At 69.4% G+C, this 26012-nt stretch carries 18 protein-coding genes and 3 pseudogenes; 12 read left to right on the top strand and 9 right to left on the bottom strand.

Annotated features, from left to right (window positions below):
* Nucleotides 1–22: 22 nt before the first annotated feature.
* The 3 genes from ABD932_RS18730 to ABD932_RS18740 all read left to right on the top strand — a co-directional run bounded on the left by ABD932_RS18730 (nt 23) and on the right by ABD932_RS18740 (nt 2280).
* Nucleotides 23–1138: a PP2C family protein-serine/threonine phosphatase gene (locus tag ABD932_RS18730; protein ID WP_345014091.1), complete on the top strand. Its 1116-nt coding sequence runs from the start codon at nt 23–25 to the stop codon at nt 1136–1138.
* Nucleotides 1139–1412: 274 nt separating this feature from the next.
* Nucleotides 1413–1949, top strand: a complete 537-nt coding sequence (locus tag ABD932_RS18735) for a hypothetical protein (RefSeq protein WP_345014093.1) — start codon at nt 1413–1415, stop codon at nt 1947–1949.
* 88 nt (nt 1950–2037) lie between these two features.
* Complete coding sequence (locus tag ABD932_RS18740; RefSeq protein ID WP_345014094.1) at nt 2038–2280, top strand: hypothetical protein; 243 nt, start codon at nt 2038–2040, stop codon at nt 2278–2280.
* A 188-nt stretch (nt 2281–2468) separates the two neighbouring features.
* Here ABD932_RS18740 and ABD932_RS18745 read toward each other — a convergent pair whose 3' ends face one another.
* Nucleotides 2469–4463, bottom strand: a complete 1995-nt coding sequence (locus tag ABD932_RS18745) for a spermine/spermidine synthase domain-containing protein (protein ID WP_345014096.1) — start codon at nt 4461–4463, stop codon at nt 2469–2471.
* 307 nt (nt 4464–4770) lie between these two features.
* On the opposite strand from ABD932_RS18745, the pseudogene ABD932_RS18750 reads away from it, so the two are divergent.
* Both ABD932_RS18750 and ABD932_RS18755 read left to right on the top strand, forming a co-directional pair.
* Nucleotides 4771–5025: pseudogene (locus ABD932_RS18750) on the top strand (hypothetical protein); the annotation flags it as partial.
* A 255-nt stretch (nt 5026–5280) separates the two neighbouring features.
* Nucleotides 5281–6486, top strand: a complete 1206-nt coding sequence (locus ABD932_RS18755; RefSeq protein WP_345014098.1) for a glycoside hydrolase family 64 protein — start codon at nt 5281–5283, stop codon at nt 6484–6486.
* Nucleotides 6487–6782: 296 nt separating this feature from the next.
* Here the strand turns inward: ABD932_RS18755 and ABD932_RS18760 are convergent, their stop codons facing one another.
* The 4 genes from ABD932_RS18760 to ABD932_RS18775 all read right to left on the bottom strand — a co-directional run bounded on the left by ABD932_RS18760 (nt 6783) and on the right by ABD932_RS18775 (nt 12577).
* Nucleotides 6783–7910, bottom strand: a complete 1128-nt coding sequence (locus ABD932_RS18760; RefSeq protein ID WP_345014100.1) for a ligand-binding sensor domain-containing protein — start codon at nt 7908–7910, stop codon at nt 6783–6785.
* 309 nt (nt 7911–8219) lie between these two features.
* On the bottom strand, nt 8220–8942 hold the full coding sequence (locus ABD932_RS18765; protein ID WP_345014102.1) for a hypothetical protein: 723 nt from the start codon (nt 8940–8942) through the stop codon (nt 8220–8222).
* A gap of 442 nt (nt 8943–9384) precedes the next feature.
* The gene (ligA, locus tag ABD932_RS18770) at nt 9385–11478 is read right to left on the bottom strand and encodes an NAD-dependent DNA ligase LigA (RefSeq protein WP_345014104.1); all 2094 of its coding nucleotides are present in this window, start codon (nt 11476–11478) and stop codon (nt 9385–9387) included.
* Between the two features lie 283 nt (nt 11479–11761).
* Nucleotides 11762–12577 (bottom strand): hypothetical protein, encoded by an 816-nt coding sequence (locus tag ABD932_RS18775; RefSeq protein WP_345014106.1) that lies wholly within the window; start codon nt 12575–12577, stop codon nt 11762–11764.
* A gap of 57 nt (nt 12578–12634) precedes the next feature.
* Here ABD932_RS18775 and ABD932_RS18780 point away from each other — a divergent pair, with 57 nt between their 5' ends.
* The 5 genes and pseudogenes from ABD932_RS18780 (at nt 12635) to ABD932_RS18800 (ending at nt 16375) form a co-directional block, all read left to right on the top strand.
* Nucleotides 12635–12793, top strand: a complete 159-nt coding sequence (locus ABD932_RS18780; RefSeq protein ID WP_425587477.1) for a hypothetical protein — start codon at nt 12635–12637, stop codon at nt 12791–12793.
* 212 nt (nt 12794–13005) lie between these two features.
* Nucleotides 13006–13554: a DUF1062 domain-containing protein gene (locus ABD932_RS18785; protein ID WP_345014108.1), complete on the top strand. Its 549-nt coding sequence runs from the start codon at nt 13006–13008 to the stop codon at nt 13552–13554.
* 151 nt (nt 13555–13705) lie between these two features.
* Nucleotides 13706–14461, top strand: a complete 756-nt coding sequence (locus tag ABD932_RS18790) for a haloacid dehalogenase type II (protein WP_345014110.1) — start codon at nt 13706–13708, stop codon at nt 14459–14461.
* Nucleotides 14462–14683: 222 nt separating this feature from the next.
* Nucleotides 14684–15424, top strand: coding sequence for an alpha/beta hydrolase family protein (locus ABD932_RS18795; RefSeq protein WP_345014112.1), 741 nt, complete (start codon nt 14684–14686; stop codon nt 15422–15424).
* Between the two features lie 110 nt (nt 15425–15534).
* A pseudogene (locus tag ABD932_RS18800) lies at nt 15535–16375 on the top strand (IS5 family transposase).
* Nucleotide 16376: 1 nt separating this feature from the next.
* Here the strand turns inward: ABD932_RS18800 and ABD932_RS18805 are convergent.
* Nucleotides 16377–17234 carry an SDR family oxidoreductase gene (locus ABD932_RS18805; protein WP_345014114.1) on the bottom strand — a complete coding sequence of 286 codons (858 nt, stop codon included), beginning with the start codon at nt 17232–17234 and terminating at the stop codon, nt 16377–16379.
* Between the two features lie 160 nt (nt 17235–17394).
* Entirely contained in the window at nt 17395–18531 is a 1137-nt protein-coding gene (locus tag ABD932_RS18810; protein ID WP_345014116.1) for a LacI family DNA-binding transcriptional regulator, read from the bottom strand.
* 215 nt (nt 18532–18746) lie between these two features.
* Between ABD932_RS18810 and ABD932_RS18815 the strand changes: the two genes are divergently transcribed.
* Together ABD932_RS18815 and ABD932_RS18820 are read left to right on the top strand one after the other, a co-directional pair.
* Nucleotides 18747–20834, top strand: a complete 2088-nt coding sequence (locus ABD932_RS18815; protein ID WP_345014118.1) for a glycoside hydrolase — start codon at nt 18747–18749, stop codon at nt 20832–20834.
* Between the two features lie 102 nt (nt 20835–20936).
* Nucleotides 20937–21176, top strand: a pseudogene (locus ABD932_RS18820) (glycogen debranching protein); the annotation flags it as partial.
* Between the two features lie 50 nt (nt 21177–21226).
* On the opposite strand, the gene ABD932_RS18825 reads toward ABD932_RS18820, so the two are convergent.
* Both ABD932_RS18825 and ABD932_RS18830 read right to left on the bottom strand, forming a co-directional pair.
* Nucleotides 21227–23683, bottom strand: a complete 2457-nt coding sequence (locus ABD932_RS18825) for a SpoIIE family protein phosphatase (RefSeq protein WP_345014120.1) — start codon at nt 23681–23683, stop codon at nt 21227–21229.
* Between the two features lie 182 nt (nt 23684–23865).
* Nucleotides 23866–25941 (bottom strand): SpoIIE family protein phosphatase, encoded by a 2076-nt coding sequence (locus tag ABD932_RS18830; protein WP_345014122.1) that lies wholly within the window; start codon nt 25939–25941, stop codon nt 23866–23868.
* Nucleotides 25942–26012: the final 71 nt, after the last annotated feature.

The following is a 26012-nucleotide window of genomic DNA, read 5'->3' on the forward strand; positions in this document are numbered from 1 at the left end:
CGATATGATGCATTTTGTGATCATGTCTGCACGGCTGTGGCGCCGTCGCCCCGCCTACAGCGGCCGATGGGAAGCTGCCCGGCTGTCACCCGTGGTCCTGACCGTCCTCATCGCCGCTCTGGCGTTCTCCACGCCCAGGGAGATCGCCTTCAGCCGCCTCCTGCCTGCCGCACCCGCCCTTGCCGCCGCGATGTGGCCAGTGATCCCCACGATCCTGTTGGGCGCGTTCTGCCTGCTGCTCATGATCGTCCTCAGCTTCTTCCACACCGATCTGGGGACGCAGTACACATCGGCCGCGATCATCGCGGTCACCTTGGCGGCCGCATACGGAAGTCACGTCCGACTTCAGCGAGAGGAGACCCTCTTCCAGGTCCGGCTCGTCGCCGACGCGGCCCAGAAGGTGCTGCTGCGCCCGCTGCCGGGCCGCATCGGGGACATCGAGATCGAGTCGCTGTATCTGGCGGCCCAGGAACAGGCCCGGATCGGCGGCGACTTCTATGAGGCGATCGGTACACCGCACGGCGTCCGGCTGCTCATAGGCGACGTACGGGGCAAAGGTCTGTCCGCGGTGGGGGCGGCCTCGGCGGTGATCAGTTGCTTCAGGGAGGCCGCGTACGACGAGCCCGACCTGCAGGGCATCATCCACCGCCTGGAGACCACCGTCACGCGCCACAGCGCCGCGATTCCGGCCCATGACCAGCCCGAGCACTTTGCCACCGCCCTCCTCGCCGAGATCCCGCACGGCGGCGGCCGGATGCGACTTCTCAACTGCGGGCATCCCCCGCCGCTGATCGCGCACTGCGGGAAGGTCCGGGTCCTGGAGCCCGCCATCCCGTCCCCGCCCCTCAACCTCGCAGCGCTCATCGGTGACCGCTACTGGGTCGACACCGTCGCCTTCGTCCCGGGTGACCAGTTGCTGCTCTACACGGACGGCGTATCGGAGGCCCGGGACCACGCCGGCCAGTTCTTCCCGCTGCCGGACTGGATGCGGCGGGCGCAGCACCTGGAGCAGCCCCGCGAGCTGCTCGACCAGCTGCACCGGGATCTGCTCCAGCACAGCGGCGGAAGGCTCGACGACGACATCGCGGCGCTCGCGGTGAGGTGCTCCAGCGTGGAGGACCGGGGATCGTTGGCGTAGAGGGGCGTAGAGGGGCGTAGAGGGGCGTAGAGGGGCGTAGAGCGGCGGAGAAGCGCAGCGGGCGTGCCGAGCGGCGTCGCGCGGATGTGTTGCTCCTCGAGGTGCTTCGTGGCGCTGGCGCCGGCCCCGGCGGCAGCACGCCCTCAGCGCACTCCGTCGGTGACACCACCCGCTGGAACGCCCTTCATCGGGATTCGCCAGACCCCCGCCCGAGCGGCCCGCTACCGTACGGACATGCAGCGTCACCCGCTGCGATCGCACGAGGAGGAGTTCTGTGTCATCGCCCTGTGACCCCGAGTACGCTCCCGTCGGCGATGTGGGCGCAGCGCTCATGATGATCGACTCTCGACTCAAGGCCATCTACGACAGCAAGACGGAGAACGACCCCGAACAGCAGCAGATGGTCGACCAGTTCGCCGCCTCGTTCGGTCCCGCGGGATTCAACGCACTGCTGGATGGGGCGTGCACGCTCATTTACATGTTCATGCAGTGGCTGCGGGCGGCCTGCGAGGACCACGACAAGGACGTCATCGAGTACATGGTCCCCACGCTCGTGGCCACGATGCGGATGATGCCCAAGACCTTCCGCCCCGAGACCATCCCCACCATGGCCGGCCTGCTCATCGCCGCAGGCACCGGCCTGAGCCCCAATTTGTGGCGCGCGCAGTACGGAGGATGGACGGACGCCGAGATGAATCCCCTGGAAGCCACGGCCGTCCTGCTCGCGGAGCGCATCAACCAAATCACCGGCGACCACGACTTCGCCACCCGCTTGATCACAGAGGCTCTCTCCCAGTCCGCCCGGGATTGACCATCAACATGCCCCCTGGGTAGCCGCAGCGCTCCGCCAAAGGGATAGCGCGGGACATCCTGAGGCCAGGCTCATCGTTGGGCCGGACATGAAGATCATCACTGCCGCCGCGTTCGCTGGAGTAGCTCTCCTCATGGCCGCCACCCCCGCCCCGGCGGACGACGGGCCCATTGACTTCGGCATCTTTCAGGGGGTCAACGACAGCAAGGGCTCAGGTTCGACGGACTCGAGTCCGACCTGGGGGCAGGCGGACAGCGGGACGAGCGAAACCGCCCCGAAGTCGGCCCTGGGGATGCTGGTGGACAATCTGACGTTGCCCGGCCAACAGTGACCGGAGGCCGGAGCGCCCAGAGTCAAGAATGGCCGCCGGCCTTCGTCGTTCAGGGTGGTCCCGAAGTGCATCGACGAGCCGCTGACCGGCCCGTCGGAGCCGTCGTCGATGTTCAGCCATTCGGAGTCAGGTCACGCGGACCTCAGCTGCCGGGCGGGATCCGCCCGGCAGCCGATGGCAACTGATGGCTATGTCTTGATGGTGACCGTCTCGTCCGGCATCCGTGTTGTCTGTCGGCCCGGTCCGCGGCCGGTGAAGCGCATGGCGATGCATGCCGCCAGGTACAGCATGGCGACGACCAGCAGCAGCGTCTGATAGCCCGTCATCAGGGCCAGATACTCGAGCGCGCCCCCGGTCAGCGCGCCCAGCAGGTTCGCACCGAACGCGGAGGTCGGGTCGGGGGCCAGTGCGAGGCGGTCGGAGAAGATGAGGTTGGCACAGAAGATGGGTGCGAAGGCCAGGGCGATCGCGGCGGCGAGCCGGCCGGCGAAGGGCAGCGAGAGCACGGCCTGCGCCGGGACGAGCCAGGCCACTGCGAGGGAGGCGAAGAGCATGAGCTGAAGCACCAGCTGGTTGACCCGCCGCAACCTGCGTCGGACCTCGACCGCGGCAAGGACAGAGACCAGAACACCGAAGAAGACGAGGGCGTTGACCAGCCAGGTCGTGCCGAAGTAGAGCGCGAAGCCGATCACGTTCTTCGTCTCCAGCAGCATGAAGGCCGCGCCCAGCAGGAACATGTCGGCGTAGCGGAACGTGCTTCGGACACGGACCCCGGTCAGGCGTACCGACAGCAGCGTGACCAGCAGGATCGCGCCCAGCGCGCCGAGATACAGCGTGGGGATGTTCCGGTGCAGCAGATACGGGAAGGGATGGTCATCGGTCGCGGCAGCCGGGACCGGGCCGCTGGGCTGCCAGATCTGCTTGCAGGACTGGTCGGCGGGGGTCATTCCGGCCACCAGCACGGCCGCGTTCCGTTTGAACGTCGTCATGCACGGGGCGTGGCCGTAGAGGTCGTCGAGGTCGCCGGCGAAACGGTCGACCAACCAGCTCTTGCGGTAGTAGTTGTACATGGCGAACGCGCCGTTCGGCGTCAGGTGATCGCGCGCTGCCTCGAACGCCTGCCGGGTGAAGAGGTAGCTCTCCAGCCGTAGATTGCTCGCGCCTGACACCAGCGTCAGGGAGTCCGGGAGCGCCAGGACGATGAGGTCGTACTTGGCGTTCGTCCGCTCCAGGAATGCCCGTCCGTCGTTGATGTAGACGTGCACCCTGGGGTCGTCGTACGGCCTGGCGGGGTGCAGCTCTGCGCCGATCTCCTGCAGGCGGGGATCGATTTCGACCGCGTCCACGCGCTGTGCTCCGTGCGCCAGTGCGACGGCGACGTCATTGCCGTTGCCGGCTCCGATGATCAGCACGCGCTTGTGCGGGTTGCGGGGCGTCTGCTCGTACGCCTGCCGATAGGGCGAGTTCTCCTGCATCAGCACGGGAAGCGGTGCGGTGCTCTGGTGCGGGACGCCGTTGGCGGAGATGTAGTAGGTCCGTGTTGTGGTCGGCGAGGCCTTGAGCTCGATCTTGTAATAGGGCGACCAGGAGATGCCGGCGGTCGTCGTCTCCACGAACAGCGCGGCGACCATCGCCGTGAGGGGGATGCCGTACAGCAGGGTGTTGCGGCGTCCGCCGAGGATCAGCAGGGCTACGGCGGCGAGTACGCCCCACACGACCGAGGGGGCGCGGAGCCAGGACAGTACGGCGAAGGCGACCGAGCCGGTGATGCTGCCGAGCAGGTCGTAGCGGTAGGCATCGAGCGAGGGGAGTTGGCGGAAGAGGTCGGCGGTGATCTTGCCGATCCCGGCCATGATCACCGCGGTCAGCAGGAAGATGGCCGGCAGCGTCACCCACTGGGGCAGGCCGGTGGTCTTCACGGCGGTGAAGTAGATGACTTCGCTGCTGCTCTGGCGTACCTGCACCGGGTACGCGCGGACGAAGATGACGAGAAGCGCGAGGGGGATCGGTGTCCAGCGTTTGAGCCACTGCCCGCGCGCGGCGGGGATCAGGAACCCGATGCCGATGCCGAGGAACGATCCCAGCAGGATGAAGTTCGAAAAGTAGCTGAGGTGGACGACGTTGGCGCCCGCCCATCTGATCAGCGCCAGCTCCACGAAGAGCATGGTGGTGCTGGCCAGCACGAGCCTCCAGCGCACCGACCCTGCCGTTTGACCGGTTTTGTTCAGATTCACGTTGGTTTACGGTGCCAGTTTCCGGTCGATGAGTCGAGATGCCTTGCCGGTTTGCATCGAGGACATTGGTCAAGGGGGGTGCTTGCCGGTGGATCGGTGAGGGCGGCGTGGCGGTGAGAGCGCTCTCGGCTCGGAGGGTGCCCCTATGTCCTTGGCCACGGGAAACGGCGGTGCGTCGGGTCAGGGAGCCGGGCAGCATGGCGGGGCGGCTGATCTGCTGTGGGATGACGTGAGTTGTTTCTTCGACCCGGACTTGATGGGGTCCCTGCCGGACGTGCGTGTCCCTGGTGCTCGGTGGGGGACTGGCAGGCGGTCCTCGAGCTTGTCGCGGAGAAGGGCTGGAAGTGCCAGTACTCCGAAGGGGGCGCGGTGCTCCCGGTGCCCCGGGCGGAGTCCGTGCTCACCCGTCCGGCAGATGCCGAGTGCCCGAACCGACGAAATCGACTTCGACGTTGACCTGCGTGAGTTGCAAGGCCAGGAGCGACTCGATGCGTTCTGCGGCTTCCTTCGAGGATCCGCTGATCAGGTGACTGAGGCCGACGGCTGGGGTTCGTAGAGGGCGCCGTCGCGGGGCATCGCGAAGAGGGCGCCGGGCCGGCGCCTGAGCTGCTGGGTTGGGTGGGAAGGGTTGCAGCGGTCCGGCCGGTCGTGTCCGACGCGGCAACTCGACTTTCATTCCGACTCATTGACAGGTACGTACCAAAGCGCAACGCTGAGAGCGCTCTCAGAACTTCCTGAATCGGCCATTGTCGAACGGAGACAGAGCATGTTACGGACACTCAGACGCCGGGCCACAGCTGTGGGGTTGTCCCTCGCCACGGCCCTCGCCGGATCACTGCTTGCGACCGGAGCGGGTGCACCGGCCCACGCCGCCGTCCCGGCGACGATCCCGTTGCAGATCACCAACAACTCGGCCCGCGGCGACCAGGTGTACATCTACAACCTGGGCACGGAACTGTCGACCGGACGGCAGGGCTGGGCCGACGCCAACGGCACGTTCCACCCCTGGCCGGTGGGCGGGAACCCGCCGACTCCCGCGCCGGACGCCGCGATACCGGGCCCGGCGGCGGGGCAGTCGGCGACGATCCGGATGCCGAAGCTGTCCGGCCGCGTGTACTTCTCCTACGGTCAGAAACTGGTGTTCAAGCTCACCACTGGAGGCTTGGTCCAGCCCGCCGTGCAGAACCCGACCGACCCGAACCGGAACATCCTGTTCAACTGGTCGGAGTACACATTGAACGACTCGGGACTGTGGATCAACAGCACACAGGTCGACATGTTCTCCGCGCCGTACGCGGTGGGAGTGCAGCGAGCGGACGGCAGCACGGCAAGCACCGGTCGGCTCAAGCCCGGCGGATACAACGGCTTCTTCAACGCCCTCAGGGGGCAACCCGGAGGCTGGGCCAACCTGATTCAGACCCGTCCCGACGGCACCGTGCTGCGCGCGCTGTCGCCGCTGTACGGACTGGAGACCGGTGCACTGCCGACTTCGGTCCTGGACGACTACATCAACCGTGTCTGGCAGAAGTACGCCACCTCGACACTGACGGTCACTCCATTCGCCGATCAGCCCAACACCAAGTACTACGGCCGGGTCTCCGGCGGCGTCATGAACTTCACCAACAGCGCCGGCGCCGTCGTCACCAGCTTCGAGAAGCCGGACGCCAGTTCCGTCTTCGGGTGCCACAGGAGGCTCGACGCACCGAACGACCTCGTCCGCGGCCCGATCTCGCGCACGCTGTGCGCAGGGTTCAACCGCTCCACGCTCCTGGTCAACCCCAACCAACCCGACTCCAGTGCCGCCGCCTTCTACCAGGACGCCGTCACCAACCACTACGCCCGCAAGATCCACGCGCAGATGGCCGACGGCAAGGCGTACGCGTTCGCCTTCGACGACGTGGGCCATCACGAGTCACTCGTCCACGACGGCAGTCCGCGCCAGGCCTACCTCACACTCGACCCCTTCAACTGAGTGCCAGTCACCGATGAGCGCTGTGCCACGGGGGCGGGCGGAGTAGGGCCGGTGTCCCCGAGCCCTGCTTGCACTCCGTCCGGTGTGCACCGCACCCGCTTGCCTCCTGACATGGTTCCTCCACCGCCGCGGCCGGTGCCCCGCTCTCGCCGCGTCGCCGGGGACTGTGTCGGCCCTGCCGAAGGTCACCGGAACCGAGCTGATCGCGGTGCTGGTGGCCTTCGGTTCTTGTGCTGCGAGCTCCGCGTTTCGGTGTGGTCTGCGGCAGGCTCACGGGCAGTGCCCGTACCAGCGCGTCAGGCTTCGAGACGTTCCGTGTAGGCCTCGGTCGGGGGAGCCGGTGTGGGGCTCGTCATGCCCACCGACCAGAACCCTGTGGTGCCGGGTATGGACGTCACGTCGTTGAGGTACGGTGCCGGCGCCGCGTTGACCGGGCCTCGAACGACGGTCCAGGTGCTGCCGTCGCGGTGCAGGTACGTACTGCGGCTCTGGTCCTGGTAGTTCCAGCCCGATATCCATGCGGCGCGGCCCTGCGCGTCGCCCGCGATTCCACTCAACGACCCGACTGAGAAGCCGGCTTCCACCCGCGTCCAGGACGTGCCGTCCCAGTGGCTCAGGGCGGGGTTGCCGGGGCGGCCCGGCGGGCCGCCGATGCCGGCCTCGGTGCCCACCGCCCATACATCGTCCGGACCGGCCGAGTGGACATCGGCTATGCCCAGACGCAGGCCCGCAATCGGAGGCAGGACCGTCCACGACCCGTCCCAGCGGGCCACAAGCCCTGACCAGCCTCCGCCGTTCGACTGGTCACCGCACACCCAGACCTCGCCCGGAGAGCGCACGACGACGCGGTACAGATTCGCGCTCGCGACGGGCAGCGGGTCCAGCCATCGCCACCGTTCCCCATCCCCTTGCAGCAGACGGGCGGCACCGCCTCGGCTGCCGCAGATCCACACCTGCCGGTCGGGTCCGACCGCCACCGCGTGCAGGCGAACGTCCGGCTCGCCGTGGCCCGGGAACGTGGACTCGCGCCAAGTGGTTCCGTCCCAGCGCAACAGCGGGCTGCCGCTGCCGGCAGGCTGGGCCACACTCCACGCCGCGGTGGCGCAGGTACCGGAGACGTCGCTCAACCGGGTGTGGTTCAGGTGCGACAGGTCGGTCTTCGTCCAGGCGCTGCCGTTCCACACCATGGCCAGCCCCCGCCCTTGCGACGGCCCGGCGCGGCCCTCCTCGCCTACCGCCCAGGCCAGTTGGGGTCCGACGGCGGCGATACGGCGCAGTTGCGCGGCCGGAGTGCTGCCGGGTGCCGGAACGGCCTGCCAGCTCTGCGTCCGCGGCGTCGGTTCGTCGGCCCGGGCCTGAGCCGGGCCGAGCGCGATCCCCGAGAGTGTGCCGATCGCCCCTGCCACAAATCGCCTTCGTCTCACCGCGGGGTCCCTCCATGAGGATTGGGCGGATTGGAGGGACCACCGTGAACCAGCGAGCCGCAGAGGTCTAGATGCTTATGTGACAAAGCCCCGTGAAAATCCCATACGGCGGGCCAGGGTGAGCGGCGTGCGCGGCGAGGACCTGGTCGGTGGTGGGGTGACGACCGCGGTGCCGGGCTTCAGGGCCCAACTCCCCGAGTGTGCTTCTGAGTTGGCCGCGTATCCCTCCTGCATGTGGGAGGGGTCCACGTACAAGATCGCAATGCGTCTTGCTCTTGGCCCGGGCGGGCGAGGGGCCCTGTGGCGGACTCAGGGGGCAGGTCTGGGGTCGATCCACAACGCCTCGGAGACGGCGCACAGTTCGCCCTCGGCCGTCGCGATCGCCACGGCCGGCATGTGCTTGCGGCCGGACTCCGACAGCAGCCACGCATACGCGATGTGCGGCTCGCCCGCGGCGACCGGCCGCAGGATCGTGCCCGTGAGAGTTGCGGTGACCGCGCCCGGGCGCTGGGTACCGAGGAAGTGGCCCGCCCAGTTTCCCGGGCAGTCCAGGGCGCCCCAGACCAGTCGGTTCGGGAGCAGGCCGTCCGGATCGGCGAAAGTGCGGGACGGGACAAAGGCGGAGGCCACGAGGTCGAGACCCGGCACGCGGGAGGGGTGCACACGCAGACCGCGGTCAGCGGCGCGCAATCCGCAGCCGAAGCAGTCGACCACACCCGGCGGCGGCGCCGCCCGGAACCTCTCGGCCGCGGCGACCGCGTCGTCCCAGGAGGGCGCGGCCGGCACGTCGAACAGCAACTCGGCGGGTCGCGCCGAGGCGAGGGGCCGCTCGGCCTCGCCCAACTCCACGCCGCCGCCCGCCGTTTCGGCGATTCGCACGGGCACCTCCACCGGCACCGGCCCACGGAAGTCCACCCGTACCGTCTGCGCCCCGGACCTCTCCGCCAGCATGCCGGCGATGTAGCCGCCGAAGGCCACCTTGGGGTAGCCGACGTACAGCTCCGGCACCACGATCGCGTCACTCGTCGTCATGATCCCCACTTCACCACACCCTGGGACTGCGCTCATGGTGACTGGCTGTACCCAGTCCGCCCGGACCGGGCGAGCGCGGGGGTGTCGGCCACCGCGCGGCCGCTCAGTCCTGATCTGCGGTGCTGGCTGCAGGGGGGCAGCGGTGCAGCGCAGCCGGACCCCAGTTGCCCCGCCGTGGTTCACGACAGCCTGCCCATGGGAAAGCCCCGGCTGGACGGGGGAGACCAGCCGGGGCCGTGAGTGGTGACGGGCGGAGGGTGGTCGCCTCTCGGCGGAGGGCTCCATGGGGCTTCAGCCGGACGATCGTCCCCATGGGCTGTAGGTGAGGCCCGGGGACACTGTCCCCTCCACCAGCCACATACAGGTGAACGGTCCACCGACCTGGAGTGTTCCCGGCCCGCCGCTGTTGCTGTGGTGAGCTGGGGCACATCCGCCGCGGGGTTCAGTCGACGAAGTCGGCTATGAGGGCGGCGAATTCGTCCGGTGTGGCCAGGCGGATGCCGAGGGTTTCGGCCTTGGCGCGTTTGGATCCGGCGCCCTCGCCGGCTACGACCAGGGTGGTCTTCTTGGAGACACCGGAGGAGGAGCGGCCGCCGGCGCGCTCGATGAGTTCGTTCATCTCGTTGCGGCTGAGCTTTTCCAGCGCTCCGGTCATCGCGCCGGTCACCACCACCGTCATCCCGGCCAGGGGCATCTCCGGCGCGTCGGTGGCCGCCGGGCTGTCGGCGGCGGGAGTGTCGCCGGTCGTGGGGGAGGGCGGGGTGGCGCCGGGTTCGGTCATGTTCACTCCGGCTGCGGCGAGTTTGTCGATGAGCGGGCCGAGTTCGGCGAGTTCGGTGACGATGGACGGGGCTTTCTCGGTGCCGATGCCGTCGACCTGTTGCATCGTTTCGGCGTCGGCGGCGCGGATGGCGTCCATGGTGGCGAAGTAGCGGGCGATGCGGCGGGACATGGACCGGCCGGTGCCGCGCACGCCGAGCGCGCACAGTACTCGTGACAGAGGCTGGGTCCTGGCGGTGGCGAGGGCGGCGAGGAGGTTGTCGGTGCTGGTCTCACCCATCCGTTCCAGACCGAGGAGCTGCTCGCGGGTGAGGGTGAACAGGTCGGCCAGGTCGGCGACCAGGCCGGCGTCCACGAGTTGGACGACGCGGGTGTGGCCGAGGCCTTCGATGTCGAGCTGGTCGCGGCCTGCGGCGTAGGAGAGGGAGGCCACCAGATGGCAGTTGCGGCCGTTCTCGCAGCGCCAGCGCTGCTGGCTGGCGTCGATGCCGGAGCCGCACCGCGGGCATGCCTCGGGGAAGACGATGGGCTGTTCGTCTCCGGTGCGCAGGTGGGCGACGGGGGCTTCGACGCGGGGGATGACGTCACCGGCGCGGTACACCATGACGTGGTCGCCCAGGCGCAGGTCGCGGCGGGTGATGTCGGCCGGGTTGTGCAAGGTCGCGTAGGTGATGGTGGAGCCGTCGATCTCGACCGGCTCAAGGACCGCGCGTGGGGCGATGATGCCGGTGCGGCCCACGTTCCACTCCACCTCGAGCAGCCGGGTGATCTTCTCGACGGCTGCCAGCTTGTAGGCGATCGCCCAGCGCGGGGCGCGCGTACCGGAACCGGCCGCCTGCTGGTCGGCGGCCAGGTCGGCCTTGATGACGATCCCGTCGATGCCGAACGGCAACTGTGCGCGCAGCGCCGCGATCTCCTGTATCCGGGTCAGCACCTGCTCGGTGGTGTCGGCGGTGATGCCGGGCACGGCGGTGGTGGCGGTGGTGTTCACCCCGTACGCGCCCGTCTGCGCCATGAGATCGCTGTGCGGGAGCTCGCCCAGCCGGGCCGCCAGCGCCGTCTCGGTGCCGGCAAAGGGCAGCAGGCCGTAGCCGAAGAACGTCATCGGCACGGTGTACTCGCGGTCCTTGGCGCGCAGGGTGCCAGCCGCGGCATTGCGCGGATTGGCGAACGGTTGGCCGCCGTGGGCGGTGCGCACCTCATTGGCGTGCTCGAACTGAGCTGTCGTCATCAGGACTTCGCCGCGCACCTCCACGGTGACCGGCTCGGTGAGTTTCTCGGGCAGGCCCTCGATGGTGCCGATCGCGTGCGAGACGTCCTCCCCGGCCGTCCCGTCGCCGCGCGTGATCAGTTGTCTCAGGTGGCCGTCCGTGTAGCGGGCGGCGATCGCGAGTCCGTCGAGTTTCGGCTCGACACTGAAGCGGGTGACGTCTCGGCCGATGCGCCGGCACAGGGACGTGGTCCAGGCGGTGAACTCCTCGGGCGAGAACACGTTGTCCAGGCTCAGCATCGCCACCGTATGCGGGACATCGCCCTCCACAGCCCCGCCGGCCACCTTCCCCGTCGGCGAGTCGGGCAAGACCTCATCGGGGTGATCGTGCTCCCAGGCGGCTATGCCGCGCACCAGCCGGTCGTAGGTCTCGTCGTCCAGAGGCGACGTGCCGCCGGCGTAGTAGGCGGCCGCGGCCTTCACCGCGTCTTCGACCGCCTGCGTGTAGGCGGCGGCATCCACGATCTCTGCAACTGGTGTCGTCATGCCTGTCATCCTGCCTGCCACCACTGACAACGCCCCTGTGGCAGGTCGTTCGTGGCCCCCGTGATCCGCTGCAGGCAGCGCGGTGCGGCACGCCGGCGTTCACTGCGGACCAGCGTTCACTGGCACCTCATGCCCGTGCATGACGCCAGGGGGCAGCTCTCAACCGGACCTGAGTGGGGTGATCTTCCACTCGCGCAAGTACTCGTCCCAGGACACCTCGAGAGCACCCCCCATGGTCTGTCGGACCGCGGGCAAGTCCAGAGCGGTCAGTTGGCGCAGCGCCTCATTGGAGGTGTCTGCAGATATCCGCACGACCACCCCTTCCATGCCTCCATGTTCCGGTTGATTTTCGGGGGGGTGGAGGCGGGGATCGGCGGAGCATTGGGGCCCATCGCTGGATCATGGCTCGCGCCGCCTCGTAGCTGTCTTCTCCCGCTTTGCTCACCATGCGCTGGAGAAAGGGAACCAGTGCACCGGTGAGTACCGCCGTCGTCACGACTTCCGACAGCCCACGGTGCGGGTTCTGACGTTGGTAGTCCTCGGCTTCGGCGAGGAAGGCATCGGCTTCAGCCATCTTTCCCATGGCCAGCAGGGTGGCTGCCCGTTTGTGAGCAACGCTGAGCTGCCTGCCCGCAAAGTCGATCGGTCGCAGCGGCGTGTTGAGGGGTCGCCTCTCAGCGGAACCGGGTCGGTCGTCCCCGTAATAGGCCCGGAAATACCAGGTATCGGCCTCCTCGTACGCATGACGCGCTGAGAGGAGGTCACCCACACGCTCCGCCGCAGGCTGCACGTCGTAGCCGCCGTCGGTCGCCAGCGCGGCCCGGCGGTACCAGCCTTCCGCTTCGTCATCCCTGCCGTGACGGGCCAGGAACTCGGCCAACATGAACTTGCACGGGCTCTCGTTCTCCGGTTCCTGTTCGGCAGCAGCACGGAACCACGTCTCAGCGTCTGCCAAAGTGCCCTGGCTCAGCAGTTTGATCGCTTCGGCGTCCGTGTCTCGCTTGAGCGCACGCAGTCTGGCTGCACATCTCGTCAGGAAGGGTGATCCGTAGCGGTCGGCGTCCCAAGGCGTGAACTCGTCGATCCCTTGCTGTCCCATCCCGATCAACCTCCTGAGGTGTCCCCCCGTGCCGTTCGCCGACCATGGAAGGCGTCCGTGTCGCCCGAGGCGAGCCACAAGGGTAGGAGCCAGGTCGAGCGAACGACCAACAAGTTCAAGAACTTCCGGGCTACGGTCAGGAGGTACGACGAGCGCGCCTACGTCCTCTACGGCACAGTCACCGTCGCCGAAATCCGGCTCCTGCTTCGTCCATGATCCGCCGGACAGAACCTGGCGGTGAGGCGCCCGGAAAATCAGTGGAGCAGCGCCGCTGTGTGTCACTAGCGTGCTGCCGAACCCAGTCGTCTGATCAAGGACGTGCCGTTGTACACCCTGTGAGACCTCCCAAGCGCTGACTTGTCGCGCGTCGCGCATGTGCGCCGCGCTGCTTTTTGCTGCGGACTTCTCACTGAAACCGGTGTATTTCTGTGCTCAATAACTGGGTGGTCGTGCCCACCTGCCTGCCGCTCGTCGTCCGGCGTTGCCACGCGTGTGCGTCCGAGCGTTTCCGGGCGAGCGGTAAGTTTCGTGTCAACGCGAACCACAAGCTCATCGACGCCTGGCTCCTCGTGCTCTGCGGTGCCTGCGGGGAAACGGCGAAGCTCACGGTTCTGGAGCGGATGAATGTCCGTTCCGTACGGCCTGAGCTGCTGGACCGGCTGCATGACAACGACCTTGGCCTGACAGCCGAGCTGCTCCAGGATCCGGTCGTCCGGCGCCGTAATCGCATCGCCCTCGACTGGGACAACGCCTGGCGCCTCGACACCGGCGGATCGGATCACCTGGACCGCGAGGTGATCGACGTCTCGGTGCGCTTTGCGGCGCGGATACCTGTCCGGCCGGTGCGGCTGATCGCTGAAGGCTGCGGTCTGTCGCGGGCCGAGGTCGAGAGACTGATCACGGAAGGGAAACTCGTGTCGGCAGTCCGGCTGAGCGGCAAGCTCTCCGGCGACTTCACCTTCACGCTCAAGCGCTGAGCCCTCCCGGGCGCAGGGGTGGCGAATTTGATGCGGTGTCGCACTCGCTCCTGCGCCCGGCGGGCGTGCGGTTCGGGAATTTGGGTGGCTTCGCGCTGCGTTCCGCCAACAGCCCCTCGTGCGCCCCTGCTTCGTCCAGGAGACCTTGTCCATGTCACTGCCACCGATCGATGCCCTCGTGGTCGACGTGCTCGGCACGCTCGTCGACGAACCCGCCGGTATCCGTGCCGGCATTCGTGAACTCGACCCAACTCTCGACGATCTCAGGGCCGAGCAACTCCTGTCGCTGTGGCAGCAGCACATCGAGCGCGAGCAACGTCGCATCCTCGACGGTGTCCGGCCCTACCTCACCAGCGACCACCTCGCCCTGGAAGCCGCCCGGCTCGTCGCCGATGCCGTCGGAGTCGACGACCCGAACGCCGTGGCGTCGCTGGCCCTGTCGGGTCGCAGGCTCCCGCCGTGGCCCGACACCGTGGCAGGGCTCGCCAGACTCGCCGAACGGTTTCCGCTGATCGGACTCTCCAACGCGAGCCGCACGGCGTTGCTCGGACTGAACGCCCACGCCGGACTGCGCTGGCACCAGGCCCTGTCCGCCGAAGACGCCCGGACCTACAAGCCGGACCCAGCGGTCTACCAGCTGGCCGTCACCGTCTCCGGACGACCGCCGGAGCGGCTCCTCATGGTCGCCGCCCACGCCTGGGACCTGCGCGGAGCACAGCGCCTCGGCCTGCGCACCGCCTACGTCGCCCGCCCGGTCGGGGACCCGCCCACCTCCTCCGACGGGTTCGACCTGCACGCCGACGACTTGGCCGACCTGGCCGACCAACTGGACCAGGTCCAGGGCGCGTTCGGCAGGACATCGGCGGAGCCAGAATCGGCTGCGCGCCGTAGGAAGGGTTCGGCGTAAGGGACCGCGCGGATAGGCACGGGCCTTGGTCGGCCGTGCGGATGTCTGTTCGCTTGTCTCCGTGGGACACCCTCAGGCCGGTTAGGCTGCTCGATCGTGATGGAGCCTCAGATACGGAACCTGCTCGATGAGAGTCGGCGCGACTACCGAGATGACGGACGCCCGCGTCCTGTCCGGACGTATTTATGGCACCCGCCTACGTCCGGGGACACGGCTCCGCCGGTGGTGCTGATCTCACACGGCACGGGTGGGTCGGCAGGGCAGATGGGGTGGCTGGCCGAGCCGCTGGCGGCAGCCGGGTTCCTCGCTGTCTCGGTGGACCATCACGGCAACAATTTCGTGGACGGCTATCTCCCGCAGGGCTTCGCCTTCGAGTGGGAACGGCCCCGGGATTTGTCGTTCGTCCTGGACGCGCTCGCAGCAGAGCAGCCGCTGGGCATGGTCGGAACGGCAGGGTTTTCTTCCGGCGGGTACACTGGCGCGGCCCTGGCGGGCGCCCGGATCGACAGCGGTGCGTTGCAGGCCATCTTGGACGGGCGGGCCCCGGTGCCGGAACTACCGGAGTTTCCGGGCCTGTTGGATGCCCTCACCCAATCCGTTCCTGGTGAACGCCTGGCGCAGGCTTTTGCGCAAGCAGGCCGGGATTACTCGGACGCCCGGGTACGTGCCGCGTTCCTCATCTGCCCGGCAATCGGCGAATTGATCACCGAGGAGAGCCTGAGGGCAGTCGAGTGCCCGGTGGAGATCCGGTGGGGCGACGCCGACACCATCACACCTCCGAAGGGGAACGCGCTGCGCTACCTCGGCCTCATCCCTGCCGCTGGCGGCCGTTCGGTGGGCGTGGACGTGGAGCACTACCACTTCCTCGGCGACAACGCAGACGGTACGGAAGCCCGTCGGCAAGTGGCTGGGGAGGTGGTGGACTTCTTCCGTGCTCAGCTCCGGGCCGGACACGGGAAATAGGAATCTCCAAGGCCCACAGATCCGGCACCAGTGGAGCTGGGCGCGCGGCAGGAGTGAGCCCTGGTGAATGATCAGCGAGATGCTGTACTCAGTGATCATCGGGGGTATCCGTGCCTGTTCTGCCTGCATGGCTGACCGAGCCGCTGTGGGAACAGTTCATCGCCCTGCTGCCGAAGCGTGCGACGTTCGATCCGTCCCACCCGCTGGGCTGCCACCGGCGCCGGATCAGCGACCGGATTATCTTCGACAAGCTGCTGCAGGTCCTCCGGTTCGGCTGCTCCTATGAGGCGATCGCCGACTCCGGCTGTTCTGCGACGACGATCCGCAACCGTCGTGATGAATGGATACGCCTGGGCGTCTTCGTGCGCCTGAAACACATCGCGCTCGACGCCTACGACCGTGCCGTCGGCCTCGCCCTCGACCAGATAGCTGTCGACAGCGCCATCACCAAGGCCCCGGGCGGTGGCGAAGCAGCCGGACGTTCCCCGGTGGACCGAGGCAAGCAGGGCCTCAAACGCTCGGGCATGACCGACGGCTATGGCATTCCGCTCGGCCGCGTCCTGGCCGGGGCGAACTGCCACGACTCACCACTGCTGGCGCCAACTCTCGACCTGGAAAGACCTTGGCCCGTTACCCGACGAGGTCACCGTGCACCTCGACGCGGGCTACGACTCCGCCCAGACCTGCGCCCAACTCGACGCCCGTGGCCTTCTCGGCCAGATCGCGTACAAGGGCGAGAAGGCTCCCATCCAGGCCAGCCGACGCTGGCACGTTGAGCGAACCCATGCCCGGCAGAACGCCTTCCACCGGCTTGCTCGCTGCTACGAGCGCCGTGGCAGCGTGATCGACGCCTTCTTTGACCTCGCCGATGCCATCATCACCATCCGCAGTCTGATCCGCCGGGCCTGGACGACTCACCGCTGGAGCAAACGCCCCCGACGGCGCCCCTGAACTACGGCCTGTCTGCGCGACCTCTAAGTCCTAAAGCTCCCATCGCGAGGAACTCGCGCGCGCCCCGCAACGTGGTGTGCAGCTTGCGCTGGGTGGCGCGGCTGTCCAGGCGGACGTCGAGGGCCCCGGGAAGTGTGCTGTTGGCCCGCAGGCCCGCGGGAAGTCGGGTGACGTCCAGTCCGTCACGTCCGGCGACGAGGGTTCCGAGTTCGTGACGGCTCACGGCATCGGGTCCTGCCAGATGGTGAACGCCGCTTGCGTCGCCGGCGGCGAGTTCCAGCAGGGCGGCGGCCAGGTCGGTGACGTGGACGGGGCAGCGGATGTCGTCGGTGAACAGGACGCCGTTTCGGGTGCCGGTCGCGAGGTCGTGCACCAGGCGTACGTGGACGGACTGCAGGTCGCCGATGATCAGTGAGGTGCGGGCGACAACGGCATCCGGGTGCACGAGGCGAACCCCTGTCTCCGCTGCGGCCTTGGCCGCGCCGTACGGGGTGACAGGGTCGGGGAGGCAGCTCTCGTCGTAGTGGACGCGGGCGCCGGAGAACACCGCGTCGCTGGAGACGTGGACCAGGCGGCAGCCGTACTTCGCCGCGGCCAGCGCCAGACGGACAGGGCCCTCGGCCGTAACCGCCCAGTCGGATTCGCCGCTCGTCGCGTTGACGACCCAGCGCGGGCCGACCTCAGCCACGACTGCTTCGACGCGCTCGGGGTCCCGCAGGTCGAGGGCGTGCCACGCGACCCCCGGAGCGCTGCCGGGCCTGGTCGCGAACGTCGCAGCCGTCGGGAGCCCGGCCGCTGTCGCCTGGCGCACCAGCTCAGTGCCCAGGAACCCGCTACCGCCGATGATCATGACCGTCATGGCGCGACACAGTAGTTGAGCCTGCTGTCTGAAGGCGGCTGATCATCGCCGCACGCACGCACGCACGCATGCACGCACGGACGCATGCATGCGCAGCTCAGGCTCGCCCACCAGCCCGGCCCCTCGAACCCGACCGGCTTCGCTTTCCCGACGTCGTCGGCTATCGCGGTCGTACCCCGCGGCCGGCCCGTGCGGCCCCTCCGGGCGGCGGCGGTGCCGTGCTGCTGCGCAGCACGAGCCGCGTCGGGACGAGTGTGGTGCCCTGGCCGGCCGGGTCCTGTGCGGGGCGGCGGATCTTGCTGAGGACCCCTTCGACGCAGAGCCGTCCCACCTCGGCGAAGTCCTGGTGGATGGTGGTGAGGGGAGGCAGGAAGGACGCGGCTTCGGCGATGTCGTCGAAGCCGACGACGCTGATGTCCTCGGGTACCTTCCGCCCGCGTTCGTGCAGGGCGCGCAGCAGGCCCAGGGCCATCTGGTCGTTGGCGGCGAACACGGCCGTGCAGTCCCGCTGGTCGGCGAGCCGGAGACCGGCCCGGTACCCGGACTCGGCCGACCAGTCCCCGCGCACCAGGGGCGGTGTGCCGCGGCCCGCGTCGGTGAGGGTGGTGCGCCACGCGTTGGCGCGGCGCTGGGCGGCGAACGAGTCTTCGGGGCCGGCCAGGTGCCACACCGTGTCATGGCCGAGGTCCAGCAGATGCCGTACGGCGTCGCGGGCCCCGCCCACCTGGTCGGTGTCGACCACGGTGTAGCGGTCGCCGGCGTCCGAGTCGGCCACCACGACCTGGACGCCGGGCGGCAGCGAGACGGTCGCCGCGTCGAGCAGGTGGATCTCCATGATGACGATGACGGCGTCCACGGCGAGTTCGCCCAGGCGGGAGAAGGCCCCGTTGACCTCGTCCTGCGTCGGCACGGCGACGGGAAGGAGTGTGACGGCGTAGCCCTGCTGTGCGGCGGACGTGGCGATCGCCTCGAGGGTACGGATGTTCCCCATGGTGGAGAGGGAGAAGGTGATCACGCCGAGGGTGCGGAACTCGCCGCGTTTGAGCGCCCGCGCGGCACTGTTCGGCCGGTAGCCCAGCTCCCGCATGGCGGCCAGGACCTGTCGACGGGTCTCCTCGGTGACGCCGGGGAAGCCGTTGGAGACGCGGGAGACCGTCTGAGAGGAGACGCCGGCGACGCGGGCGACGTCGGCCATCGAGGCGCCCTGCCGGGGGCGGGTCGTCGTGCGCCGTCTCGTACGGCTTCCCGAGCTGCGCGTTCCTGTGGGTGTGCTGCCACCGTCGTCAGTCGTGTCCATCCCGTTCCCCCAGCCACGCAACTTTCGGTCCCGGCCGACTCCTTGACCGCCGAGATTCCGACAGTGTAGACATCGCGCCAGTGAATGTTTACGTAAACATTGGCTAGTCGAAACCATACGAGAACGCACCGAAACGCACCAGACCGCCCCGTGCGGGCCCCGATCTCTGCGTTCCGCCGGGACGCGCGGCACGCAGAAGAGCTGGAGTACTCGACATGGCACACCGCACCCGTAAGAGAAGGCTCCTCGGGGCCCTCGGCGTCACCGCCCTGGCGACCGGGACCGTCCTGGCCGCCACCACTCTTCCCGCCGCGCACGCCGACACGGCCGTGGCCGCCGCCGCGGTCACCGTCCGGCCCGACCCCTCCTACCAGCAGGAGAAGTTCGAGGGCTGGGGCACCAGCCTGGTCTGGTTCGCCAACGCCACCGGCGACTACCCGCCCGCGATACGGGAGAAGCTGGCCAAGCTCCTCTTCGGGGACGACGGCCTCGCCCTGAACATCGCCCGCTACAACATCGGCGGCGGCAACGCCCCGGACGTCAAGGACTACCTGCGGGCCGGCGGGGCGGTCGAGGGCTGGTGGAAGGCCCCGGCGGGAACCACCCGCGAGGACGTCGACTGGTGGGACGCGGACGACCCCGCCGACTGGAACAACAAGGCCGACAAGACGCAGCGCTGGTGGGTCGACCGGATCAAGAAGGACATCACCCACTGGGAGACGTTCAGCAACTCGCCGCCGTGGTTCATGACCGAGAGCGGCTACGTCTCCGGCAACTTCGACGCGGGCAAGGACCAGCTCAAGACGGAGTCCGTCGACGACTTCGCCAAGTACCTGGTGGGTGCCACCGAGCGGCTGGAGAAGGCGCACGGCATCAGGGTCGACACCCTGGACCCCTTCAACGAGCCGAACACCAACTACTGGGGCACCAAGCTCGGCGCGGACGGTGAGCCCGTCGGCGGCCGGCAGGAAGGCGCCCACATCGGCCCCGAGCTCCAGCAGAAGGTGCTCCGCGCGCTCGGTCCCACCCTGGACAAGTCCCGGTCCGACGCGGAGATCTCCGCCATGGACGAGACCAACCCCGGCACCTTCGCCACCAACTGGAATTCCTACCCGCAGGAGGTGCGCGACCTCGTCGGCCAGATGAACGTCCACACCTACGGCACCGGCCAGCGCACCACCGTGCGCGACCTGGCCAAGGCCGCGGACAAGCCGCTGTGGATGAGCGAGGTCGAGGGCGACTGGGGCGACGGCCAGAGCTTCACGGACATGCGGCCGGGCCTGGGCCTCGCCCAGCGCATCGTCGACGACCTGCGTGAACTGGAGCCCAAGGCCTGGGTGTTCTGGCAGCCCGTCGAGGACTACGACAACATGAAGCCCGGCGGCGAGTCCGCGAAGGGCGGCAACTGGGGCTCGATCCAGCTCTCCTTCAGCTGCACCTCGAAGGACACCCTCGAAAGCTGCCCGATCTACACGAACACCAAGTTCGACACCGCCCGCAACTTCACCCACTACATCAAGCCCGGCGACCGGCTGATCAAGACGAACGACACCTCCAGCACGGCCGCGCTCTCCCGCAAGGGCGACGCGGCGACCGTCGTCCACGTCAACAGCACCACCGAGGCCCGTGACGTCACCCTCGACCTGTCGAAGTTCGGGCGAGTGTCCTCCCACGCCACCGTCACCCCGGTGGTGACCAGCGCCGACGGCAAGCTGGAGCGGCAGAAGCCGGTCCGGGTCACCGGCAAGCAGGCCACGATCACCGTGCCCGCCCAGTCCGTGACGTCCTTCCTCGTCAAGGGCGTGTCCGGCGTGGCCGAGGACGCGGCCGAGCTCCAGAAGGGCCACACCTACCGGCTGACCGGCGTCCAGAGCGGCAAGGACCTCACGATCGCCGACAACGGCACCGGCCTCGTCATCAAGAGCGCCAACGCCGCCGACCCGAGCGGTCAGCAGTGGCGGCTGGAGGAGACCAGCCGCGGCAACGACAACCGCAAGCGGTACGTCTTCGCCGAGGCGACGCAGGACAAGCGGCTGGCCGTCCGTGACGGCAAGCTGGTGGCCGAGCCCGACGAGGGCAGTCGAGACGCAGCCGCCCAGTGGATCATGTCGACCACCGGCGACGGCACCTGGACCCTCGTCAACGCCGCCACCGGCCAACTCCCCGACGTCGGCGGCCAGTCCACGAACGAGGGTGCCGCCGTCGGCGTGTGGCAGCCCAACTCCGGCGCCAACCAACGCTGGAAGGTGACCGAGGTGGCGGCCGCCGCCGCGTCGGACGTCGACGCCGCACAGGCCGGATAACGCCTCGGCCCCACAGCGGAGCGGCTCGTCCCGAGTCCTCGCCTTCGACGTCACCGGCCCGGCCGCGCAGCTCCTGCGGCCGGGCCGGTGACGTCGCGTTGACCCGACGAGGCCCGCCGATGGCTGCGAGTCGCCGAGGAGACCCGGGCTGCGCTGCTCGACCAACTCTGGGCCGGTGACCGGTTCATCGCCCGGGCGGTCGACAGCGGGGACACCTGGCACAGTTCCAGCCTGCTCGGCCTGATGCCCATCGTGCTGGGTGAGCATCTGCCGGACGACATCAGGGGCGTGCTGGCCGGCCGTATCGACACCCATCTGACCCGGTACGGCCTGGCCACGGACGGGCGGCCATACGCGCATCCGGCGCGGCTGGTGGCGCGTCGGCCGGAGAGTCAGGCGAGGGAGTTTTCCTGAGGTGCCGTCAGCGACTGCTCGGCCCAGATGGTCTTTCGGTTGCGGCCGTAGCGCGTGCCCCACCGCTCGGACAGCTGGGCCACCAGGAACAGGCCACGCCCGCCCTCGTCGGTGCTGCGGGCCTGGCGCAGATGGGGGGAGGTGCTGCTGGTGTCGGAGACCTCGCAGATGAGATGGCCGTCGCGGATCAGCCGCAGCAGCACCGGGCCGCCGGCGTACCGGTAGGCGTTCGTGACCAGTTCGCTCACGATCAGTTCGGTGGTGAAGGCGAACTCCTCCAGCCCCCACTCGGTCAGCCGGTCCCTCACCAGCGTCCGGGCCCGGCCGGCCGCGGCGGGCTCGGCCGACAGCTTCCAGGTGGCCACGTTCTGAGCCGCCAGCACCCGGGTCCGGCCCAGCAGCAGCGTGACGTCATCGGCGGGCCGGTCGGGCAGCATCTGGTCCTCCACCGCCTTGCAGATGCCCTCCAGCGAGTGGCACGGACCGGCCAGCGTGGAGCGCAGCAGATCCAGGCCCTGGTCGACGTCGCGGTGGTCGGCCAGGAGGAGGCCGTCGCTGTACAGGGCGATCAGGCTGCCCTCGTCCAGTTCGAGCTCGGCCGTCTCGAACGGCAGCCCGCCTACGCCGAGCGGTGGTCCGGCAGGGAGGTCTATCGGGCGCACCTGCCCGTCCGGGCCCAGCACGGTCGGGGGCGGGTGCCCCGCGCGGGCCATGGCGCAGTTCCGGGAGACCGGATCGTAGATCGCGTACAGACAGGTCGCGCCCACGATCCGGGGCGTGCTCCTGTCGGCCGCCCGCTGTTCGGTGTCCAAGTGGTCCACCAGGTCGTCGAGCCGGGCGAGGACCTCGTCCGGCGCCAGGTCCAGGTGCGCCAGTGTGTGCACGGCGGCGCGCAGCCGGCCCATGGTCGCCGAGGCGTGCATGCCGTGGCCGACGACGTCGCCGACGACCAGGGCGACGCGCATTCCCGACAGGGGGATGACGTCGAACCAGTCGCCGCCGACACCGGTGGAGGCCTGCGCGGGCAGATAGCGGTGCGCCGTCGCGACGGCCGGGTGCTCGGGCACCTCACTCGGCAGCAGGCTGCGCTGGAGGGCCTCGGCCGCGTTGTGCTGCTGGGTGTAGCGGCGGGCGTTGTCGATGCAGACCGCGGCCCTGGCGGCGAACTCCTCCGCCAGGGTGAGGTCGTCCTCCTCGAACGGCTCCGGCCGCCGCGAGCGCCACAGGCACACCAGGCCGAGGACCACACCGCGCGCGGCCAGCGGCACCACCATCAGCGAGTGGACCCCCATCGCGAGTGCCCTCGCGGCCCGTTCCGGCTCGGCGGCGAACCATCCGCGATTGCCCTCCAGAAGGGGCTCGAGGACCGGACGCCGTTCGGCCAGGCAACGTGACGGCGCCGTGTCCTCGGGGAAGGAGAACAGATGGCCGACGGGATACATGACCTGCCGGGCCTCGGGCTGGACGCTGTGTGCCGCCATCCTGCGCAGCGGGCCCATGGCGTCGGCGGCCGGCTCCTCCCCGCGCGGCACGGGTTCCAGCAGATCCACCGAGAGGGCGTCGGCGAGCGTGGGAACCGCCGCCTCGGCCAGCTCGCGCGCCGTCCTGGCCACGTCCAGGGTGCTGCCGATCCGGGCGCCGGCCTCGTTGAGCAGCTGGAGCCGCCGACGGGCCCGATGGCGGTCGGTGACGTCCTCGACGATCTCGGTGACGCCCAGCACCCTGCCGGACGGGTCCTGCATCCGGAAGGCGGACACGGAGACGATCAGTTCCTGCTGGGCCTGCTGGGGGTCCGGCAGCAACCGGCACGTCTGCTCGGCGAAGATCAGGGGCCGGCCCGTCTCCAGAACCCCCCGGATCCGTTCCTCGATCAGTTCCGAGTCCGGGCCGAGCAGGAAGTCCGAGGTGCGAAGCCCGCGGTACGCATCGGCCGGCAGCCCGCCGAACCGCGCGATCGCCCGGTTCACCCGCAGGATGCGCAGGTCCGGGCCGAGCACCGCGACACCCACCGGGGACCGGCGGAAGAAGCCGTCCAGGACGGACCGGTCGATCTCCCACTGGACGATGTCCTCGGCGAGCGCGCCGACGAGGAGCCACTCGACGGTGGAGTCCACGCGTTGCACCCTCCGGGCCCTGAACCCCACGTACACGCGGTCGCCCGCGCGGTTGCGGACCGGCAGCAGACCGAACCAGCCGCGCTCCCGCAGGCATGCCGCGGTGGCTTCGGCGATCAGGGCCTCGTCCCCGCTCACGATCATGACCTCGCGGATCTGCCGGCCCAGCACCTCGTCGGGCCGGTACCCGAGGAGCGTGGTGGCCTGTTCGCTCCAGGCGACGATCCTTCCGCGACCGTCCAGAACGGCGGACGCGGACTGGTGGATCGAAAACGGGTCCTCCGGACTCTCGCTGAGCGTCTTCGGAGATGTGTTGCGCATCGCCCACCCATCTCGCGCCGTTGACGGGGCCCGCGGAGCGGTGCCCCGGGGCGCTCCTCCCGATCCGAGTGCCTGGTTTGCAGCGGCTCACCCCCCAGTATCCGTTGCACGGGCACCGAGTGCTTCGTCGTCGCGTCCGGGACAGTCGGTCGGGGACGCGCGTGAGGGTCCGACGTACCGGTTCACCGGGGGAGTGCCCGGGCGAGGAGCACCGCCACGTCGTCGTCCGCCGCCTCGGGCATGACGTGGGCCAGGAGGTCGTCGCAGACCTGTTCCAGCGGCCGCCCGGGATGCCGGAGCGCCTGCGCCAGCCGGCGCATGCCCTGGTCGAGGTCCGTGCCACGGGTCTCGATGAGACCGTCGGTGTAGATCACCAGAAGGCTGCCTGGCGGAAGGTCCATCTGCTGGACCTCGAAGTCCTGCCTGCCCACGCCGAGGGGCGGGCCCGCGGGGCCGTCCAGGAAGGCGACCGTTCCCCGCTCGTCGGCGACCACGGGGGGCGGGTGGCCGGCCCTGGCGATCAGGCAGTGGCCGGTGTCCGGATCGTGCACGGCGTACAGGCAGGTGGCCATCTCGTTGTCGCCCAGGTCCGCCACGGCGGCGTCCAGGGCGTGCAGCACGTCGTCGGGCGCGGTGTCCCGGCGTGCCAGGGTCCGTACGGCGGTGCGCAGTTGGCCCATGACCGCCGCGGCGTGGATGCCGTGGCCCATCACGTCCCCGATCACCAGCGCGGTCCGGCCGCCCGACAGGGCGATGGCGTCGAACCAGTCGCCGCCGACCTCGTGGTCACCGGCCGGCAGATAGCGCCCGGTGAGCTCCAGCCCGCTGACGGTGGGCAGTGAGGGGTTCATCAGGCTGCGCTGGAGGGTGAGTGCCGCGTCGCGTTCCCGGCTGTACATGCGCGCGTTGTCGATGTTCAGCGCCGCTCGGGCGACCAGCTCGTCGATCAGCAGCGTGTCCTGGTCGTCGAACGGCTCCCGGTCGCGGGTCCGGGTCACCGCGACCGCGCCCAGCACGGTGCCCCGGGCCACGAGCGGGATCAGGCGCGCCGAGCCCACGCGGGCGCGCAGGTACTCGCGCAGCCGGTCGGCGCCGGGGGTGGTGACCAGCGGGCCGATGTCGCTCAGGTAAAGGTTCATGGGGCGCCCGGCACTGATCAGCCGCTCGTACATCGAGCTGGGAGGGACCTGAAGGGTCATGCCGACCGCGAGGTAGTCGGCAGGCGCGGCCGGATCCGTGAAGGTCGCCGCGACGCGCCGGACCACTCCGTGTGCCGACGCGGCGGTCTCGTCCGGTGCCATCGCCTCCTCCAGCAGCTGGACGTCGGCGGAGTCGGCCAGCCGGGGCACCAGGACGCGGACCACCTCCTGCGCCGTCTGCGTCAGGTCCAGGGTGGAACCCATCTGTGTACCCGCCTCCGCCAGCAGGGCGAGGCGCTGGCGTGCCCGCTCCGCCTCCAGATGGGCCCGCTGCCCCTCCGTGACGTCGATCAGCGAGGCGATCACTCCCATCCGTTGGCCGGACCCGCCGAGCAAGGGGGCGTAGGAGCAGGACCACGTCCGCTGTCGTTCCGGGTCCGCCGTGCTGGAGGTGTGGCGGAAGTCCACCACCGCCTCACCTCGGTCGAGGACCTGCCGCATGACCGACTCCAACGAGCCGGCGCCAGGGGCGACCTCGGTCACCGTTCTGCCGACGTGCTCGGCCACCGGGACGCCGTCCATCCGGGCCAGAGCCTCGTTGACCCGGAGGAAGCGCAGGTCGGGGCCGAGCATGGCCAGGCCGATCGGGGACTGCGTGAAGAGACCCTCCAGCGCGGCCAGCGCATCCCGCATCCGCTCCACGGCGGAGGTCTCCGCCGCGATGGCCAGGACACCTGTACGCCCCTGCGCATCGGCGATGGGACAGTGCCACATCTCCATGTCGACCAGGGTCCCGTCACGATGCCGGACCGGCAGCCGTGCCACCACCGCCGCACCCGTCCGCACCGCCCGGCCCAGACGGTCGGCGAGCTCCCGGTTGTCGTCCGGTACGAGGACGCGCCTGGCGTCCTGGCCCACGATCTGTTCCGGCGTGTGACCGAGCAGGTCCTGCGCGGCGAGCGACCACTGCACCAGAAGCCCGTCGGCATCGACCACCCAGAGGGCCAGCGGGAGCAGGTCCTGGAACACCCCGGCATGGCCGGCCGCGGACGGGCGCCGATCCGGCATTTCGCCGATCGCGTCGTGCACATCCGCATCGCGGTGACTCGCGCTGGTCATAGGGGCACCTCGCTCACACCGCCCTTGACCACAAGAGGCTCAAGGACAGCCTAGGCCCGTCCGGCCGCACG

It is taken from the genome of Streptomyces shaanxiensis, from assembly GCF_039537145.1.
In the GTDB taxonomy this organism is placed as follows: Bacteria; Actinomycetota; Actinomycetes; order Streptomycetales; family Streptomycetaceae; genus Streptomyces; species Streptomyces shaanxiensis.